Origin of the sequence: Pseudoalteromonas sp. 68 DY56-GL68, from assembly GCF_041414825.1 — a bacterium.
Taxonomy (GTDB): Bacteria; Pseudomonadota; Gammaproteobacteria; order Enterobacterales; family Alteromonadaceae; genus Pseudoalteromonas.
In genome coordinates, this window is the sequence record NZ_JAOCZL010000024.1 from 133,165 (window position 1) to 150,621 (window position 17,457).

Annotated in this window: 14 protein-coding genes; 9 read left to right on the forward strand and 5 right to left on the reverse strand. The window is 40.7% G+C overall.

The annotated features are described in order from the left end of the window. Nucleotides 1–112: 112 nt before the first annotated feature. The 5 genes from NYF15_RS19845 to NYF15_RS19865 all read left to right on the forward strand — a co-directional run bounded on the left by NYF15_RS19845 (nucleotide 113) and on the right by NYF15_RS19865 (nucleotide 5,591). On the forward strand, nucleotides 113–1,219 hold the full coding sequence (locus tag NYF15_RS19845) for a phosphoribosylaminoimidazolesuccinocarboxamide synthase (protein WP_371354446.1): 1,107 nt from the start codon (nucleotides 113–115) through the stop codon (nucleotides 1,217–1,219). Nucleotides 1,220–1,390: 171 nt separating this feature from the next. Next, nucleotides 1,391–2,044, forward strand: coding sequence for a methylamine utilization protein (locus NYF15_RS19850; RefSeq protein WP_371354447.1), 654 nt, complete (start codon nucleotides 1,391–1,393; stop codon nucleotides 2,042–2,044). Beyond that, on the forward strand, nucleotides 2,037–4,352 hold the full coding sequence (locus NYF15_RS19855; protein WP_371354448.1) for an EAL domain-containing protein: 2,316 nt from the start codon (nucleotides 2,037–2,039) through the stop codon (nucleotides 4,350–4,352). Before NYF15_RS19850 ends, NYF15_RS19855 begins: the two co-directional genes overlap by 8 nt. Then, nucleotides 4,339–5,172 carry a DUF3034 family protein gene (locus tag NYF15_RS19860; protein ID WP_130149426.1) on the forward strand — a complete coding sequence of 278 codons (834 nt, stop codon included), beginning with the start codon at nucleotides 4,339–4,341 and terminating at the stop codon, nucleotides 5,170–5,172. The genes NYF15_RS19855 and NYF15_RS19860 overlap by 14 nt, the downstream gene beginning before the upstream one ends. Further along, complete coding sequence (locus NYF15_RS19865; RefSeq protein WP_371354449.1) at nucleotides 5,172–5,591, forward strand: group 1 truncated hemoglobin; 420 nt, start codon at nucleotides 5,172–5,174, stop codon at nucleotides 5,589–5,591. The genes NYF15_RS19860 and NYF15_RS19865 overlap by 1 nt, the downstream gene beginning before the upstream one ends. Here the strand turns inward: NYF15_RS19865 and NYF15_RS19870 are convergent. Then, entirely contained in the window at nucleotides 5,588–6,592 is a 1,005-nt protein-coding gene (locus NYF15_RS19870; protein ID WP_130149428.1) for a glycosyltransferase family 9 protein, read from the reverse strand. The two genes, NYF15_RS19865 and NYF15_RS19870, sit on opposite strands and share 4 nt — an antisense overlap. A gap of 383 nt (nucleotides 6,593–6,975) precedes the next feature. Here NYF15_RS19870 and NYF15_RS19875 point away from each other — a divergent pair, with 383 nt between their 5' ends. Next, nucleotides 6,976–7,815, forward strand: a complete 840-nt coding sequence (locus NYF15_RS19875; RefSeq protein WP_371354450.1) for a sulfurtransferase — start codon at nucleotides 6,976–6,978, stop codon at nucleotides 7,813–7,815. Here NYF15_RS19875 and NYF15_RS19880 read toward each other — a convergent pair. The 3 genes from NYF15_RS19880 to NYF15_RS19890 all read right to left on the reverse strand — a co-directional run bounded on the left by NYF15_RS19880 (nucleotide 7,790) and on the right by NYF15_RS19890 (nucleotide 12,407). After that, nucleotides 7,790–9,328 (reverse strand): sulfotransferase, encoded by a 1,539-nt coding sequence (locus tag NYF15_RS19880; RefSeq protein WP_371354451.1) that lies wholly within the window; start codon nucleotides 9,326–9,328, stop codon nucleotides 7,790–7,792. The two genes, NYF15_RS19875 and NYF15_RS19880, sit on opposite strands and share 26 nt — an antisense overlap. Before the next feature lie 108 nt (nucleotides 9,329–9,436). Then, nucleotides 9,437–11,869 (reverse strand): TonB-dependent receptor, encoded by a 2,433-nt coding sequence (locus tag NYF15_RS19885; protein ID WP_371354452.1) that lies wholly within the window; start codon nucleotides 11,867–11,869, stop codon nucleotides 9,437–9,439. A gap of 181 nt (nucleotides 11,870–12,050) precedes the next feature. Continuing rightward, the gene (locus NYF15_RS19890) at nucleotides 12,051–12,407 is read right to left on the reverse strand and encodes a DUF5522 domain-containing protein (RefSeq protein ID WP_371354453.1); all 357 of its coding nucleotides are present in this window, start codon (nucleotides 12,405–12,407) and stop codon (nucleotides 12,051–12,053) included. A 43-nt stretch (nucleotides 12,408–12,450) separates the two neighbouring features. On the opposite strand from NYF15_RS19890, the gene NYF15_RS19895 reads away from it, so the two are divergent. Continuing rightward, complete coding sequence (locus NYF15_RS19895) at nucleotides 12,451–12,774, forward strand: hypothetical protein (protein WP_371354454.1); 324 nt, start codon at nucleotides 12,451–12,453, stop codon at nucleotides 12,772–12,774. Nucleotides 12,775–12,814: 40 nt separating this feature from the next. Here the strand turns inward: NYF15_RS19895 and NYF15_RS19900 are convergent, their stop codons facing one another. Further along, complete coding sequence (locus NYF15_RS19900; protein WP_371354455.1) at nucleotides 12,815–13,783, reverse strand: class 1 fructose-bisphosphatase; 969 nt, start codon at nucleotides 13,781–13,783, stop codon at nucleotides 12,815–12,817. Nucleotides 13,784–13,944: 161 nt separating this feature from the next. Between NYF15_RS19900 and NYF15_RS19905 the strand changes: the two genes are divergently transcribed. Both NYF15_RS19905 and NYF15_RS19910 read left to right on the forward strand, forming a co-directional pair. After that, complete coding sequence (locus tag NYF15_RS19905) at nucleotides 13,945–16,374, forward strand: zinc-dependent metalloprotease (RefSeq protein WP_371354456.1); 2,430 nt, start codon at nucleotides 13,945–13,947, stop codon at nucleotides 16,372–16,374. A gap of 104 nt (nucleotides 16,375–16,478) precedes the next feature. Then, complete coding sequence (locus tag NYF15_RS19910) at nucleotides 16,479–17,261, forward strand: YggN family protein (RefSeq protein ID WP_062568663.1); 783 nt, start codon at nucleotides 16,479–16,481, stop codon at nucleotides 17,259–17,261. Nucleotides 17,262–17,457 lie beyond the last annotated feature (196 nt).

Genomic DNA, 17,457 nt, shown 5'->3' on the forward strand with positions numbered 1-17,457 from the left:
GGATCGTAGCGCAATGATTGAGCTTTCATAGCGTCTAGATTATTATAGGCGGCCATAACCCCAATCCCATACATGTGCTCATTTGAGCATGCCAAATACTTTCGGAGATAGCATGACTAGCTATAAAGTTTTAGACGTAAACGATGATTTACCGATCCGTACCAAAGGTGCGGTACACAGTGGTAAAGTGCGTTCAGTTTATTGGTTAACTGATGAAGACAGCGCTCGTTTAATTAATGAAAAAGGTTACCAAGTTCCAAAGGGAACCGAGCTAGCTATTATGGTAATTTCAGACCGTATTTCTGCGTTTGATTGTATTTGGCAAGGTGAAAATGGTTTAAATGGTGTGCCAGGTAAAGGTATTGCTTTAAACTCTGTGGCATCACATTGGTTTAAGTTATTTGACAAAGCAGGTCTTGCAGGTAATCACATTGTTGATATTCCACATCCATATGTGTGGATTGTGCGTAAAGCAAGCACTGTAAAAGTTGAAGCCATTGCTCGCCAATATATTACAGGTAGCATGTGGCGAGATTACGCTAAAGGTACACGCAATTTCTGTGGTATTGATTTGCCTGAAGGTCTAACAGCTAATCAAAAGTTAGATGATGTACTTATTACACCATCAACAAAAGGGATTATTACAGGTGTTGCCGAAATTCCTGAGGTGGACGATGTTAATATCACCCGCGAAAACATTACTAATAATCTATCAGTATTTAATTTTAAATCTGAAGACGATGTCGCTAAATATGAGCAATTGCTAGTTGAGGGCTTTAAGCTTATTAGTGATGAGTTAGCAAAGCTTGACCAAATCTTCGTAGATACCAAGTTTGAGTTTGGTTATGTAGAAGATATCGATGGCTCTGACAAGCTTATTTATATTGACGAAGTGGGCACGCCTGATTCATCACGTATTTGGGATGGCCCTGCTTATCGTGATGGTAAAATAGTTGAAAATTCAAAAGAAGGTTTCCGCCAGTTATTAATTAATAATGTGCCAGACAGCGATGTATTGTTAAATAAAGATCGCATGGGTGAGCGCGAGCAATTAGCAAAAGATTACACATTACCTGAATCTGTAATGCTTGAAGTGTCTGATACTTATGTTGGTATCGCAAGTAAAATAGTGGGCGAAAAAATAACGATACCAAGCGATCCGCGTGGTGAAGTGATTGCTATTTTAGACAGCGAATACGGTTTGATTAAACACAGTTAAACACATTTTCAGGCCTAATATTCCTTCAAGGCCTTTCTTATTTTTAAGCCAAGTTTATGTTTTAGGTACGTTTGCTTGGCTTTTTTCTTGCTTTTCCTGCTTTCAGTCATTAACTTAACACAAGATTAATCTATACTAATTAGCAGAATAAGCTAAGCAAGGAACCAACCTATGTTTTTATTTGCGCATTGTCTTCGCGCGACGTGTGGTCTTGCACTCTTTACCAGTTCAACTTTGTTTGCAGCGGATATTTCATTTGTTGTTCGTGACCAGCTAGGTAATCCGTTATCTGACGCTGTTATTGAGCAGGTTGCAATAAAAAATAATGAATCTACGCCTCTTCCAGTCGCGGTAATGGATCAAGTTAATAAACAATTTTCTCCTACGGTACTGATTGTTCAACAAGGGCAGTTAGTGGATTTTCCTAATAGTGATGATATTCGTCACCATGTTTACTCTTTTTCGCCTGCTAAAGTCTTTGATATAAAGCTGTATGCGGGGCAACCCGAAAAGCCTGAAAAATTTGATACCTCAGGTGTTGTGGTACTTGGTTGTAATATCCATGATTCAATGGTCGGCTATATTTATGTCGCTAAAAATCATCGGGCTATAAAAACAAATCAACAGGGAATGGCAACACTTAAGGACGTTATATATCCACTAAGTTTAACTATTTGGCACCCAAACCAAGTAAGCGATATTACTTTTAAGCAGTCACTCCTTGTAAATCAATCTCCTAAAAAGTTTTATGAAGTTATTGTTGAGACTGTGGAACCTGCACCACGAAATACATTTGGCGAGATGTTTAAGGTAAATAATGGTTAATAGTTTAAGAGGGCGAATTATTGCGCTATGCGTGGGTTTAGTTTTACTTACCACACTGGTGAGTTTATTAAGTTCTTGGTGGTCAACAAATCGTTTTAATAATCAAAAGTTAGTTGAAGATATCAATGTTGCTGAGAATGTGTTCAAGCAGTACCTTAGCGCCAAAGAAAGCTTATTGTTAACGGCAGCGAAAGTACTGACTGCTGATTTTGGTTTTAAACAAGCTATTGCCACGCAAGATGCCGACACAATTAGTAGCGTTTTAAATAATCACAGTCGGCGTATTAACGCAGATTTAATGATGTTAATTGATTTGTCGGGTCAACTTGTATCGGCAAATACAGAGTTAGATCATACCTCTGATGAGTTTACCCCTTTGATGCGTGAACTGCTGAAGCATGCTGAGCAATCAAATTTTATTATTATTGATAAAACTTTATATCAGGTGATCTTACTGCCAGTGAGAGCGCCTCGTACAGTGGCATACAGCCTCGTTGGGTTCAAAATTACTGACTTAGTTGCTAAAGAGTTGAAAAACCTGACTACAATGGATGTGAGTTTTATTGGTCAAGAGGATGATGTTGTTGAAACATCGCTCACGGATGACCTTTATGGAAGCTCAGTACTTGAACACTTCAATAATAAAATGACACATCGGATTTTTGGGGAAAAGCCAGTTTATCGTAATCGTTTAATTCAACTTCCCTCATTGTCAGGGCATCAGGTTACAGTATTACTTAGTGCAGACTTAACGTTAAGTTACCGAGAATTTGAGCAACTCTTTTTTACTATCATTATTTTAGCGGTTATTACGGTGTTCATTGGGGTGTTGACCAGTGGCTTTTTAGCTAAAAATTTAACGACACCTTTATTACAGCTTACATTGCTGGCGCAGCAATTTGCCCGTGGTAATTATCAAGCAGACTTTGTTGGCAAAAAGCAAAGTAGTGAGATTACAACACTTATCGATGCTTTCAATAATATGGGTAATGATATTAAAGAGCGTGAGCAGCAAATCAGCTTTCAAGCAAGTCATGACTCTTTAACTGGCTTTTTAACTCGCAGTGCCATGCTCGAAAAAATGGAGTCTTTGTTAGGACTTGGAATTGATTACACCTTAGTGGCAATTGATATCAGAGGCCTTCGACATATTAACGATAAACTGGGCCCACGCATTGGTGATGAATGCTTAAAAGCGGTGGCAGAGCGAATTTGTCAGTACTCAGAGCAGATTGGTGGAGTGAATGCTCGAATTGGTGGCGATGAGTTTTTAACTTTATTCCCCAGTCAAAAAGCAGGGCAACTAGAAAGCAGTGTGATGGAGTTAATGGCACAATTACAAGTGGGCTATTTAATTCGAGGGTTAAATATAACCTTACGTTTTAGTACTGGTGTAGTTCATTGTATGTCGCAAGGTGTGAAGCCTGATGATTTAATGCGCCGTGTATTAATTGCCGTTGATACAGCATCATCTGAACAAAAGAATGTGCACTACTATCAAGAAGGTGAGGACGAAGAGCACCTCGAACGATTGGCTATTATAGATGAACTAAAGCAAGCGTTATTTGATAATGACGGGCAGCTTTTTATGACCTATCAACCCAAGCTAAATATTAAAACGCAATGTATTGATAAAGTTGAGTCACTGATTCGTTGGCAACGTAAAGATGGTCAATGGGTTTCCCCAGAGTTATTTATCGATTTAGCAGAGCAATCCGGTGTGATTGTTGAGTTAACGGCTTGGGTAGTTAAGACGGTTGTTTCACAAGTTGCGCAGTGGCAGCAAATGGGCATTTCGATGCAGGCAGCTATTAATGTGTCGGCGCAGGATATTGCTTATCCGAGCTTCTACTCTCATTTGGCTAAACAACTCAAAACACACCAGTTAAGTGGTCATTTAATCACTATCGAGCTTACAGAGCGCGACATGATCGAAAATGAAGAGCAAGGAATAAAAGCGCTTGAAAATTTAAAAGGCTTAGGCGTTAAGATTTCTTTGGATGACTATGGTGTGGGGCAAACATCGCTTGGACGTCTGAAATCGCTGCCTATTGATGAATTAAAGCTAGATAAGTGTTTTATATTAAAGCTAGATCAATCTAAGCAAGATCAATACATAGTTCAATCGACCGTAAGCCTAGGCCATCAACTCGGCTTTTCGGTTGTAGCAGAAGGGGTTGAGAATGAAGCATCTCTTGATTTACTTACACAAATACAGTGTGACTATGCACAAGGGTATTATCTAAGCCGACCTCTCAAGTCCGAACAATTTATTCAATGGTTAGCACAATACAATGAAGCATCTTAAATGGTTTGTGGGTTTATATTGTTTAGCTAGCGCGGCTTCAAGTCTCGCTGCAACGGGAAAGTTGCTGGCAACCCCTGGGGTTTCGCAAGTCGAAGGAAGTGCTGGAGGCGGGTTAGTACCGTGGGCGCAATTAGCAGGTTATGCAAGCGCTGATGAAGTGGCAATCAACGGCTTTTGTAGTCGTGCAGATGTAACTGACTACCGCTTAGATGTGTGTGGCGTGCAGTTTAACTTATTTGATCGTGTAGAACTTAGCTATGCGCAGCAGCAATTTGATGTGCCTGCACTGGACACTCAAATTGAACAATCAATTAGTGCGGCTAAAATAAGGCTTTATGGTGATATTGTTTACAGTGAATGGCCACAAGTAAGTTTGGGAGTGCAGCATAAGGAACTACAAAACGGTGCGGTTGCTTCACTTTTAGGCGCTGAGGATACAAAAGGCACCGATGTTTATATTGCAGCAAGTAAACTCCACTTAGGGGCACTTGCTGGATATAATTGGTTTTGGAACACCACTGTGCGTTACAGCGAGGCTAACCAATTAGGCTTATTAGGATATGGGGGTAAAAACAGCGCTGAAAAATTGTTATTTGAAGCGTCCAGTGCTGTATTTTTAACGCATCAGGTGGCAGTGGGTATCGAGTACCGTGAAAAAAGTAATAATCTTGGTCTTTCGGAACAAGATTGGAAAGATATATTTATTGCTTGGTTTCCTAATAAACATATTAGTGTCACTGCTGCATGGCTTGATTTAGGGCGTATTGCGGGAGCAGATGATCAAACAGGTTGGTATTTGTCAGTGACAGGATATTGGTAATGAAATATGTTCTTTATGTTTTTGCACTTGTGGTATTGCTGAGTGGGTGTAGAGCAACAAACCAGCTTAGCCTCTATCAACAACTGGATGGACAGCAAGGTATAGAAAAGCTGGTTGATAGTTTTATTAACCAGATCGGGCACGATAGCAAGATTCTTGAGTATTTTAAGCAAGCAAATGTAGCGCACTTTCGTCAAGGCTTCATTTCACATTTATGCTCAGTGACTGATGGGCCTTGCAGCTATACAGGCGATTCGATGATTGATATTCATACCGGTATGAATATATCTGAAAAAGACTTTAACCGCGTTGTTGAGCTTTTAATAAACGCAATGGACGAGCAGCAAATACCTCAGCGGCTGCAAAACACACTTTTAGAGCGTTTAGCGCCCATGCGTTCACAAGTGATCAATATTTAAATTAGCTGATTAACTGCCTCACAAATTTGGCTAGGCTTTATGTCTCTTATGAGTTCACTGTCTATTAATTGCTGGCCGTTGGCAACCAAGGCAATGTAATTCTTTTGCTTCGGGGCAACAGTACTCCAAGGCGATGTGCCTAACCCGACTAATACCACACATGGGATGTTTGCGGCGGCTGCAATATGCATAGGGCCGGAGTCAATGGTAATAAATAAATCTAAAGACGCAACTAAGTCGAGCATTTCTAGCATAGAGGTTTGACCGGCTAGGTTCGTGATTGACGCGTTGCTATTATTAAGTTTAGCGACTAACTGCTCAGCCTCATCCTTCTCTGAAGGATCGCCAACAATATAAAAATCGCAGTCAGGGTGCTCTTCACTGAGTTTTTTCAAGGTTTGAGTCGCGAGATCTTCTGGGTAATGACGGCATCGTTTATTTTTACCACCAAAATAAATACCTAGCTTTTTCTTTTTATTCTGTTTTATGTAGTGACTCTTTTTAGCTTGCACTTCGGTATTGGGGATTTCTGAAAAAGGGTATCCATGTGTCTCGTTTATTAAACGGCAATAGCGGTAAATATAATGGTGATTTTTATTAAGCTTTAATGTGTGAGTTAGTAGTGGTGAACGTCCATTTTGTGCATAGCCAATACGATATTTAATCTTAGCTGCAAAACAAAGGAGCGCTTCTGAAAGAGAATTTCTTAGTATGATTGCTAAGTCGATATTGGCTTTTTTTAATATACTCGCTTGGCTTAAAAGTGAGCAAGGCTGATGCGTATCAAAGCGATTATCAGAAATAACCTCAATCGAGTTATCTCTAGATAGCATTTCAACAAGATGTGGGCGTGCTAACACATAGATTTTTTTGTTCGGGTAAAGTGTTTTAAGCATTTTGATTGCTGGGGTGCAATTAATTGTATCGCCAATGAACTTGGGAAGTACAACCAGTATATTCCCTTGGATTTTTTTACTATCAATTGTTTGGTTTTTGGGCATTTGAATGAGGCCGAGATGTTTTTATTTGCTATGTTCTTGAGAGATTAATCTTTAACTATTTCTTGCTAATGCTTATCTTTTTAACGTTAGATTAGTGAGTTAGCAAGGGCTTTTTTATTCTCAATAAGTTTACTTTCATCTTATTTTTTCAAAGATGATAGAGGGTATGAATGACAATGCCCAGCTCATTTTTTGAAAAATAAGGCTCAATTTTGCTGGGGTTAGACCGTTATTATCTAATCTAGTTCTTGCCCAGTTATGTATTTATTCATAGTTTATCATCATAATAAGAAAGTGCGTATGAATATGACATTAAATACAACGTATTATCTAGACTTATTTGAGCTTAAAGTAGAGTTAGTTATTCCAGTTGGAAGGTCAAAATGAAAAATATAATCACGCCAGAATGGCTCAATAAAAATTATAATAATGCAAATATCATAACTTTTGATGCGGGAATGGTGCGCCCTGGCATGCCAGGTGAGTATGCGCCTAGAGCAATGCTGCCTAATGCGCAGCGTTTTGATTTCAAAAAGACGCTGGCTGATAGTACTAACCCTATACCAAGTATGATGTGCAGTAGTGAGCAGTTTACAGAGCATATGCAGCTTGCAGGGGTTAACCAAGACTCTCTGGTTGTCATTTATGAGGATCAAGGTTTATTCAGTTCAGCGCGTGCGTGGTGGATGTTTAAAGCAATGGGCTTTGATAACGTAAAAGTTCTAAGTGGCGGTTTAGCTAAGTGGCAGGCACTTGGCTACGCAACACAAGCAAGCTATTCAGCGGCTACTGGTCAAGGCAACTTTGTTGCCAGTCCCCGCGCTGATTACTTTATCAGTGCTGAGCAAGTACTTAACTCTCTTGATGAAAAAAGCACACTAACACTCGATGCTCGCCCTTTTGAGCGATTTACCGGCGAACACGAAGAGCCGCGTGAAGGCATGCGCAGTGGTCATATTCCAAATAGTCGCAGTTTGTCACTTGCAAGTGTACTGGATAACGGTGAGCTTAAATCGCTTAGCGAGTTGCAGTCATTATTTGAACAACACATAGCACCGCATCACACCCAGTTACAGTTTAGCTGTGGTTCAGGTGTAACGGCTTGTGCAATTGCATTGTGTGCTGATGAATGCGGTTACGCTAACTTACGTGTTTACGATGGCTCATGGAGTGAGTGGGGCGCTCGTCACGACTTACCTATTGAAACAGGTCCGCATCAATAAACTCAGCGTAATTTTGCCAGTTGCCGATACTATTTTTATTCAGTGGCTGGCGAATTTGCTTTTTACTCGCCGTGGCTGATGCCGCATTGTTTTTATAAAAGCATAAGCAGCTTTCTTGCCAGCTTAAATCGCAAAAAGCATAGAGTTTCTGAGTTTGTTCGTTAGGCTCTGCCACGAGTTGTTCATAGCTTTGTAAAAAAACATTTTCAGGATACTTGTTGGCAAAATGACTGATTAATGCAGAGTAATCTTGATGGTATGAAGCAATATCTTTAAGTGTAAAGCTGTAGTGATGAAACACACTTTGCGGGCTATACATCTGCCTAAAATTGGCAATGCTGCAATCTTGCCAGTCCCGCTGCATACAAACGATTTTAGCATTAGGGAATGCCGCTAAAATAAAATCAATATAGTAAAAGTTAAATGGCTGTTTATCACAACTTCTTAGGCCATCACTTAGCTGCTCGGCTCTTTGTTGATAGCTAGTCAGTGCTGTCTTTATCTTCTCAGATTCATATGCCTTATCGAGCATTTTGCTATCAATCACACGAACTGATTGCGTGGCGTGTTGTATGAGTTGCGCAATATCGTTTAACTCACCGATGCCTTTTATCTGCTCACTTTGATTAAGGATTTTTTCAACTAAGGTTGTGCCAGAGCGGGGCATGCCAACAACAAAAACGGGCGAGAACGCAGAGTCACTACTTTCAATTGCTTGCTGTTTGCTCTGGGTAATCAGTTTTTGACAAAAGTGGCGATGCTGTGTGGTTTGATAATTAACTTTACTGGCTATCGCTTGCTTACTTAGTGCAAAGTATTTAAATGCATTTTTGTAGTCATTGAGGTGCTCATAATTAAGCGCAAGACTATGAAAATACACTTGTTGGTCAATAATGGTTTTTTCTTTATTGGCTAAAGCGTGTAGTTTTTGGATATGTTGTTTGGCATCTACATCGCTATTGAGTTCAGCTTGTGAATAGTGGGCTTGATAAAAGTAAGGTTGCTTTGTAGTTAGTTGCTGTAGCAAGCTTTTAGCTTCATTGAACAGTCCGTGAATTTTATAACACACCGCCAAATTATAGCTAATTTGTAGGTTATCTTTATTGCGTTGGGATGCTGCTTTTTGAAAGCTAAGGGCGTCGTCATAATATCCTAATCGGGTCGCAATATTAGCTAATGTATCAAAGTCTGGGGCACTAAAGTCAGCTGTTTGCAGAGCGCTTTGATAATGCACAGCTGCATTACTTACTTTGCCTAACAGTACGTATAACTTGGCAAGTGCTAAATGGTAAACCGCAAAAGAGGCTAGGCTTAGCGCTTTTTCAAGGAGTTTAATCGCTTTGTTGATATCACCTGCTGCGGTGTTAACTTCACTGAGTAAAAAGTAACAAACGTGGTCTTCAGGGTTTTGTTTTAGGCGCTGCACAAGTAGGTGATGTGCATCGTTTAGTTGCTTGTCGCTTAACAACTGTTGGATATGAGCGCGAAGCGCTTGTTGGGTATCATTTAGCATAAGCGCATAGTATACCAATTCACCATAATACTTAATTATTTTCAGGCTTATACCAATTCCAATAAAAGCCCTGCCTAAAGGTGACAAGGCTTTTATGGGTATGTTTAATTACAGCTCAAAGTTGTAGCTAAACTTCATACCGATAGTACGAGGTGTTGTGGTGTAGTGACCATAAACACGCTGTAGTTCAGGTAGTTCTTTGTTAAGCTCAGCATATTGCGACATACCAGCCCAAGACTTATCACGACGTACAGAAGTGAATGCATATTTATCGAATAAGTTGTCTACGTAAAGGGTTGCAGACCACATATCGCCAGTAATTTTGGCAGATAAGTTACTTAGTGCATAACCTGGTAATACTTCGCCGTCTGCTTTTAAGCCTACTTTGGTGATTACATCACTTTGCGCTGTGATACCGTAGTTTACGCTTAATAACTTATCACCTAAGACATCTTGCTCGTAACGAAGACCAAACGAGAATTGATGCTCAGGAGCACCTGGTAAACGGTCGCCTTTAGCACCATCATAGTAGCTTTGGTACTGCGCTAAGTCATCGCCTAACACGCCAAATAAGTACGGCGCATCTTCGGTCAATTCAGCCTTTGCATAAGCGTATGTCGCATAGGCAGCCCAGTTATCACCAATCATAGCGCGGCTTGAAAGCTCAATACCTTTTGAATTAGCAGAACCCGCATTTGAGGTAATTAACTCCTGACCATTTACCGTGCTGCTTCCCACTTGCGCATCTTTCCAATCAACATTAAATAGCGCTGCATTGAAGTGTAGGCGATTACGTAACCATGATGACTTAAAGCCTAACTCATAATTGACTGTGGTATCTGGTTTGTAATCTTCTTCATTTGGCAGAGCACAAACAATTTGTTGCTCAGGTAATACATCAGGGCAAGGTGCAATACCGTTACCACCACCAATACGAAAACCTTCACTCACAGTAAAGTAAGCAAGAATACCATTATCAAATGTGTAATTAGCATTAAACTTAAATAAGTTACCGTTATCGCTGGCACTTACATTTTCCATAGCTAGATTATCGAGTGAATCAAAGTCACCAGAATAGAGCGGTGTTGCAGAACCAGATGTTGTAGAAACATCGTATTCGTAAAAACGCGCGCCAACAGTGACATCAAGCTGATCTGTAATGCTGTAGCCAATTTCACCAAAAAGTGCTTTTTCAGTGGTTTCGCTGTCTGAAATTAGAATGTACTCAAGATCTTGTTCAACATTTGGAATGCCGCCACCCCAGTACTCAGTTAAACCCGGTGTGTATTCACGATCATCTGAGTGACTTTCTAATTTGTTATAGAAGCCACCCACAATCCAGTTAAAAGCGCTACTACTGTTTGATACTAAACGAAGTTCTTGCGTGAAAGTGTCGCGCTCTGAGGTATCGTGCGTGTAGCCAACAAATGAAGGGAAGTCGGCATAACCTGACCAAATATCATAAAGTAGATCGGTTTGATCGCGCTGACCAGATTGCTCATAGCTAGACCAACCAGATGCAGAGACCAGCTCAGCAAAACCAAGATCTGCTTTTACTTCTAAGCTTAATAAATCGTTTTCTTCTTCACCTGGCTCAAGTACACGAGCTACGTTTTCGTATTTTCCAGGAATCCCTTGTAGCGCACTACTATCAGCAAGAGAGCCGTATTGCGATGTCGAGTTGCCACCATTTTCTTGTTTTTGATAGAAGTAGTTAAGTGTTGCATCAACACCTTCGGTTGCAAGCCAACGAAGTGATAAACGTGCTGTGGTGATTTGCTCATCGTTAACATCGCTTATGCTTTTTAAGTTGGCGTTAACATCACTGCTGTCAGAAAAGTCAGGGTTCGGATTTGATACACCTGGCTTTTGAACTACATGGGTGTAATCGATGTAACCTGGATTATCGTAATAATTTAAGCTAGTACGTAATGCGAGTTTATCGTTGATTAGTGGCGTGTTGAATACCACGCCAAACTCACCACCGGTACCGTCACTTTCGTTGATGCTAAATACATCGCCTGTTACTTTACCCTCAGTAATATCAAGCTCAGGCTGTTTTAGTAAGTAACGAATTGCACCGCCTAAAGTGCCAGCACCGTATAGCGTACCCTGTGGGCCGATGAGTACTTCCATGCGATCTACATCAGTTAAACGTAAATCAATACTAAGTGGGATTTCACCAACATAAGTTGCCACTGTGCCGCTATCAGAAATACGGTCAGAGGTATTGGTGTTCAAACCACGAACGATAATCGGAGAGCCTTCACGGCCACCTTGATCAGAAATCGTTAGGCCTGGCACCCAGCGTGCAACATCTTCTAAATCACTAATATTTTGGTCGCTAATTACATCGCCATTTAGGGCCGTAATATTGAGTGGTGCATCTTGCACAGAACCTGCTCGTCGTGTTGCAGTAATTTGAATTGTTTCAATTGATTTATCGACGTCGATAGCATCTTCTGCTGCAAATGCCATATTGCTATTGATTAAAACCGCAGAAATTGCACTTGCAAGTAGAGCAGGCCTAAAGGTATTCATGTTTGATTCCGATGTAGTTACAGTAAATTTATGCTTAAAAAATAGACATATATAGTAATTTAAGCTTAAAAAGAGATTTATTTAGTGAATTTATATCCAATTATAGTGTATTTTTATTCTCGTGGTCATGCGTTATTTGCAATAAAATGCAAATTAATTGAATAAATACTCTATCTGGATATTAACTATCGGAAAAAGGGCAGTGGGTGCAGTCGTTTTTACAGCAATGTCCGCGCTTCAAAAAGAACCAGCGACTAAATACCATGTAGTTGTTTTGCATTGTGTAATCGAGATTTTCAATTAACTTACCTTGGTGATAGAAAGGGTTGGCAAAAGCGAGTTGTTGCTTAAGAGGCTGTTGGTATAGTTTGGATAAAAATAAATTTATTTCCTTAATTGTACAATCACGGCACAAACAGGATGTAGCTGCTTCATCAAGTGGTAAAATGGCGGGTAATTCATTACACCAACAAGCATTTATATTGTCGGCTTGGCAGTTAAGTGTTGCTTTGCATTGCGAGCAAGTAAGGGTTGTCATTCAGTAAAAAGATGCTTTGAGATTGAAAAGGTAAGCATAGCAAATGGATAAATTAGACGCATTAGATGAGTTTGCCCGATTTGGTGAAAACCGATTTGAGGCAATCTCTATTATTACCAGCAGCCCTGACAATCAAGGTGATGTGTATATCGTTACGCAAGACGTTTTTTGTCACGTTTTACAGCGTGTTATTGACGGCGAAATAGATATCGATGAGTTAGAACTTTGGGCAAATGTATTGGAATCTCGTCAAGACATCGATGAAAGTGCGGTTGAAGGCGCAATCTTTGCCTTAAGTAATAACGAGCAAATGGGTGAGTTGAGTAAAAGTACGCTAAAGAAGTTATTAGAACTGAGCTTAGGCTGAAAGAGTCTTATATCTTTCAGCCTAAGGTATGTACTTGTTGCTACTTATGATAGTTCAAGCAGGTTTCAACTTCGTTTTTCGAGCCTAAGATCACCGCAACACGTTGGTGGATAGCGTCAGGTTGAATATCCATGATGCGCTCTGTGCCCGTTGAGGCAATACCGCCAGCTTGTTCGATTAACATTGCCATAGGGTTTGCTTCGTATAGTAAACGTAATTTGTTAGGCTTATTTGGATCTTTCGTATCGGTCGGGTAAGTGAAAATACCACCACGACATAAAACACGGTGCACATCACCCACCATTGCAGCAATCCAGCGCATGTTGAAGTTACGACCACGAGGGCCTGTGTCACCAGCGAGTAAGTCATTGATGTAATTTTGCATCGCCGGTTGCCAATGGCGCTGATTCGAGGCATTAATAGCAAATTCGCTGGTGTCTTCAGGGACTTTTGCAAAATCTTCTGTTAATAAGAAGGTACCGTGCGTTTTATCTAAGGTGAAAAAGCGTGTGCCTTTGCCAGTTGTTAATGCCAGCACGGTAGATGGGCCATATAATACATAACCCGCTGCAACTTGGTTTTTACCCGGTTGCATAAAGATACTTGGATCAGCAGGATCCGCGCCATCAGGCGCTGCCATAATTGAGAAAATCGTACCAACCAGTGAGTTAATATCGGTATTTGAAGAGCCATCAAGCGGGTCAAAGGCAACGATGTATTTAGCATCAGGGTTACCCGCAACGGTAAAATCTTCTTCCTCAGAAGCAATGGCTTTTACGTAGCCCGATTCGAGTAAAATGTCTTTTAGAAGCTGATTGGTAAGTACATCTAATTTCTTTTGTGTTTCACCCTGAATATTTTCGTCAAGAGTTGAACCTAACACACCTGATAAGGCACCTTGACCAACACGGAATGAAATTTCTTTACATGCCGCAAGCACTGTTCTGATCAATGAGATCAGTTCACGAGGGCAACCATCTTCTAATAATACCGGTGGGAGTCTACGCATTCTATTTTCCTGATAACGTTGTAGCCAGACATTTTTAAGTGTGAGAGAGAATGTCTTAGCAAGCGCTGAATTTCGTCTTAAATAGCTGTTTTTTGTTGGCGATACTTTATACTGCCTAATACCTGTACAGTATTTAAAACGCGAATAACAAAGATAAGATTATGCAAAAAATACCATTACTACGATACCTGCTCTTAGCTGTGCTGCTTACTATAATAACTCAAGCACACGCAGCAATTAAGCCTATAAATGATTTTACTGAAAAAATGAGTCATTTTTCGGGCTATTATTCTTTCTATTATGATTCTGAAAGCGGCAAAGTGTATGTTGCAGTTGATAAACTAAAGCAACCTTTTTTACTTCAGCAAAGCTTGCCTTATGGCGTGGGCTCAAATGATATAGGCCTTGATCGAGGGCAACTTGGCAATACCTATTTAGTACAATTTGAACGTTTTGGTGATAAGGTGATGTTACGAGCATTGAATACTTATTATCGAGCGAATACGACCAACTTGGCCGAGCAGCAAAGTATCAAAGAAGCGTTTGCTTCGAGTATTCTTGCGGGCTTTAGTGTTGTTGCAGAGTCAGACTCAGCGGTGCTTGTAGACTATACTCCTTATTTATTGAGTGATGTGCACGGTGTAAGTCGTCGTTTAGCTGCAACTTCGCAGGGGAGCTTTAATTTAGATGGTAACCGAAGCGCAGTCTATTTAGCTCGTTCAAACGCATTTGTGAAAAATACAGAGTTAGAGGCAATACTCACTTTTCAAGGTAGTAACCCAGGTGAGTTTGTTCGTCAAGTGAGCGCTGATCCTCACATACTTACAGTACATATGCATCATTCTTTTATTGAACTGCCTGATGATAACTACACACCACGTCAATTCCACCCTCAATCAGGTTACTGGAGTATTGAGCATAAAGATTACGCCGCACCACTTGGTGAGTCTATGTATGTGCGTTATATCCCGCGCCACCGTTTAGCAAAAAAAGATCCGAGCCTGCCAATTAGCGAACCCGTTGAACCGATTGTTTACTATTTAGATCCGGGCGTACCTGAGCCAGTTAAAACAGCCTTGTTAGAAGGCGCTAAATGGTGGAATGATGCATTCAATGCTGCTGGCTATAAGAACGCATTTATCGTTAAAGTGTTACCTGATGATGCTGATCCTATGGATATACGCTACAACGTGATCCAATGGGTACACCGTGCAACACGTGGCTGGTCGTATGGCAGCTCAGTGATAGACCCGAGAACGGGCGAAATTATTAAAGGCCATGTAACACTGGGCTCATTACGTGTACGTCAAGATATCCTTATTGCTGAGGCATTAGCTGCCCCTTATTTTGAAGGTAATGAAGTTGCTACTCGTTTACAAGCAATGGCTCTTGATCGTATTCGTCAACTAAGCGCTCATGAAATAGGCCACACTTTAGGGATTGCACATAACTTTTCAGCGTCGGTCGCTGATAGAGCATCGGTAATGGACTATCCTCACCCGCTACTTAGTTTCAATGAGCAAGGCAAACTGGATGTGAGCCGAGGCTATGCCTCTGGTATGGGAGTGTGGGACACACAAGTGATAAAATATGGTTATAGCGATTTTACAAACCAAGATGAACCACAACAACTGGCCGCAATTTTAGCTGAAAATAAAAGCAAAGGGCTGGAATTTATTTCGGACAGTGATGCACGTGCTAAAGGGGGCGCTCATCCAACGGGGCATTTGTGGGATAACGGTCGTTCACCAAGTGATGAGTTAATGCGTGTACTTGATATTCGCAAACAAGCGCTGACGAGCTTTGGTATTGAAAATATCAAAACGGGGACTGCGTTATCGCAATTAGAAGAAATGCTGGTGCCACTTTATTTATTCCATCGCTATCAAGTTGAAGCTGCGGTTAAATTAATTGCCGGTGTTAATTACGAATATGAAGTACGTGATGATTCTGAGCCAAAAGGGGCGCAAGTTGTAACTAAGCAAACCCAGCAAGCGGCTGTTGATGCATTACTTGCTACACTAAAAGCTGAGAATCTTGTTTTACCTGAGTCAGTGTTAGCGCTTATTCCACCAAAAGCGTATGGGGAATCTAAATCACGCGAGAGCATTGTCGGTCGTACAGGATTAACCCTGGATGCTATGGCATTGCCTGAAGTCGCAGCTGCACATAGTTTAAGCCTATTATTTAATAGCCAGCGTGTTAATCGCCTTGCGCAGCAACAAGCGCGTAGCGATGCATTTTATAGTTTAGATTCATTATTAGCTCAAACTTATCAGCAAATTTTCGAGCAAAAAATTGCCCAAGGAATGGCGGGTAAGATTAGCCAACGAGTGCAGCTTTTAACGGCTAAGCAATTTGCTGATTTAGTAACGAGTGATAAAGTCGCGCCTGAGGTACAAGCACAGTTTCGTTATTACCTTGGCAAGCTTGCAAAGAGTTACCAGCAAGAATCAATGCTAGGAAGTGCATCAGTAGGTGATAGTGCCTTCAAGCAATATTTAAGCGAACAAATCAGCCACTTTTTAGAAAGCGGTGAGTGGCCTGCAAACTTTAAAGTATTGCCAATGCCACCGGGTTCGCCCATTTAACTCACCTTTCTTTTAAGGCGCCTAGCATAGCTAGGCGTTTTACTTGCATAAAACTGGATTTTTGCTAATCTACCGACCTCTCTTTTTGTCTTCTTGGGGTGTATATGGCGTTTTTTTCTCGCTCGCTGCTTGCAGCAGCTATTACATTCTCGAGTTTTTCAAGTTATGCCTCATTAGCTAAAAAACAATGCGAAGTTGAGCTTAGTCACGGCTTGATCATTACAGATGATGTTATTCGTATTGTTGATAAAGGCCAAACCCGTGTACAAATAAACAACAATACTCAGTTATTTATTCGTGGCTATTGGGTTGACCTTAATCCAGAAGAAAGCAAAGTCGTGGAGCAGTTTAGTTTAGGTATTCGTGACACTGTGCCTGAATTAGTTGAACTGGCCACTGATGGTGTAAATCTAGGTTTGAGTGCTATTGAGCAGGTCGTAGAGGGCATGTCCGACAAAGAACCTGAAGTACTTAAAACGCAATTACAGTATGTTGAACGTGCTCTGATGGATAAGTTTAAGCGTGGCGATGACTTTTTCTTTATCGCCCCGCAATCATTGTCGAAAATCGATGACTTTTTTACCAAAGAGATCAGCCAAAAAATTCACTCAGCAGTGCATGGCTCATTAGGGGCTATTTTAGTTTCATTAGGTGATGCGTTTAAATCACGTGAAGGAAATATCGAAGATCGCATTAACGACATGGGTCAGCGTATGGATATTATCTCTAAGGAAATAGATAAGTCACTGCAAAAGAAAGCGGAGCAGCTTGAAATGAAAGCCTCTGAATACTGTGAGTGTTTAAACTCACTAGATGTCACTGAATCTCGATTACAAAAAATAGTGCCTGGAATGGCCGATTTCGATTTGGTACAGATTAAGTCTTAATGCGAATTTAAAAACGAAAAAGCCCAAGCAGTTGCTCAATGCCTGTCGGGTAAGATAAACAACCTAAGAGTTGTCAGTAACTCATCAAAATGAACAGGTAACTTACTTGCACTATGTATCGGTGTAAACATGAAGATTGCTATTACATGCCGCATAGGTTGGCTAAAGCTTAATTGAGTAGGAAAGATATCTTCTT

Coding starts and splice junctions, on each gene's coding strand:
- NYF15_RS19845 (WP_371354446.1), top strand. CDS start 113: ATGACTAGCTATAAAGTTTTAGACGTAAACGATGATTTACCGATCCGT.
- NYF15_RS19850 (WP_371354447.1), top strand. CDS start 1,391: ATGTTTTTATTTGCGCATTGTCTTCGCGCGACGTGTGGTCTTGCACTC.
- NYF15_RS19855 (WP_371354448.1), top strand. CDS start 2,037: ATGGTTAATAGTTTAAGAGGGCGAATTATTGCGCTATGCGTGGGTTTA.
- NYF15_RS19860 (WP_130149426.1), top strand. CDS start 4,339: ATGAAGCATCTTAAATGGTTTGTGGGTTTATATTGTTTAGCTAGCGCG.
- NYF15_RS19865 (WP_371354449.1), top strand. CDS start 5,172: ATGAAATATGTTCTTTATGTTTTTGCACTTGTGGTATTGCTGAGTGGG.
- NYF15_RS19870 (WP_130149428.1), bottom strand. CDS start 6,592: ATGCCCAAAAACCAAACAATTGATAGTAAAAAAATCCAAGGGAATATA.
- NYF15_RS19875 (WP_371354450.1), top strand. CDS start 6,976: ATGAAAAATATAATCACGCCAGAATGGCTCAATAAAAATTATAATAAT.
- NYF15_RS19880 (WP_371354451.1), bottom strand. CDS start 9,328: ATGCTAAATGATACCCAACAAGCGCTTCGCGCTCATATCCAACAGTTG.
- NYF15_RS19885 (WP_371354452.1), bottom strand. CDS start 11,869: ATGAATACCTTTAGGCCTGCTCTACTTGCAAGTGCAATTTCTGCGGTT.
- NYF15_RS19890 (WP_371354453.1), bottom strand. CDS start 12,407: ATGACAACCCTTACTTGCTCGCAATGCAAAGCAACACTTAACTGCCAA.
- NYF15_RS19895 (WP_371354454.1), top strand. CDS start 12,451: ATGGATAAATTAGACGCATTAGATGAGTTTGCCCGATTTGGTGAAAAC.
- NYF15_RS19900 (WP_371354455.1), bottom strand. CDS start 13,783: ATGCGTAGACTCCCACCGGTATTATTAGAAGATGGTTGCCCTCGTGAA.
- NYF15_RS19905 (WP_371354456.1), top strand. CDS start 13,945: ATGCAAAAAATACCATTACTACGATACCTGCTCTTAGCTGTGCTGCTT.
- NYF15_RS19910 (WP_062568663.1), top strand. CDS start 16,479: ATGGCGTTTTTTTCTCGCTCGCTGCTTGCAGCAGCTATTACATTCTCG.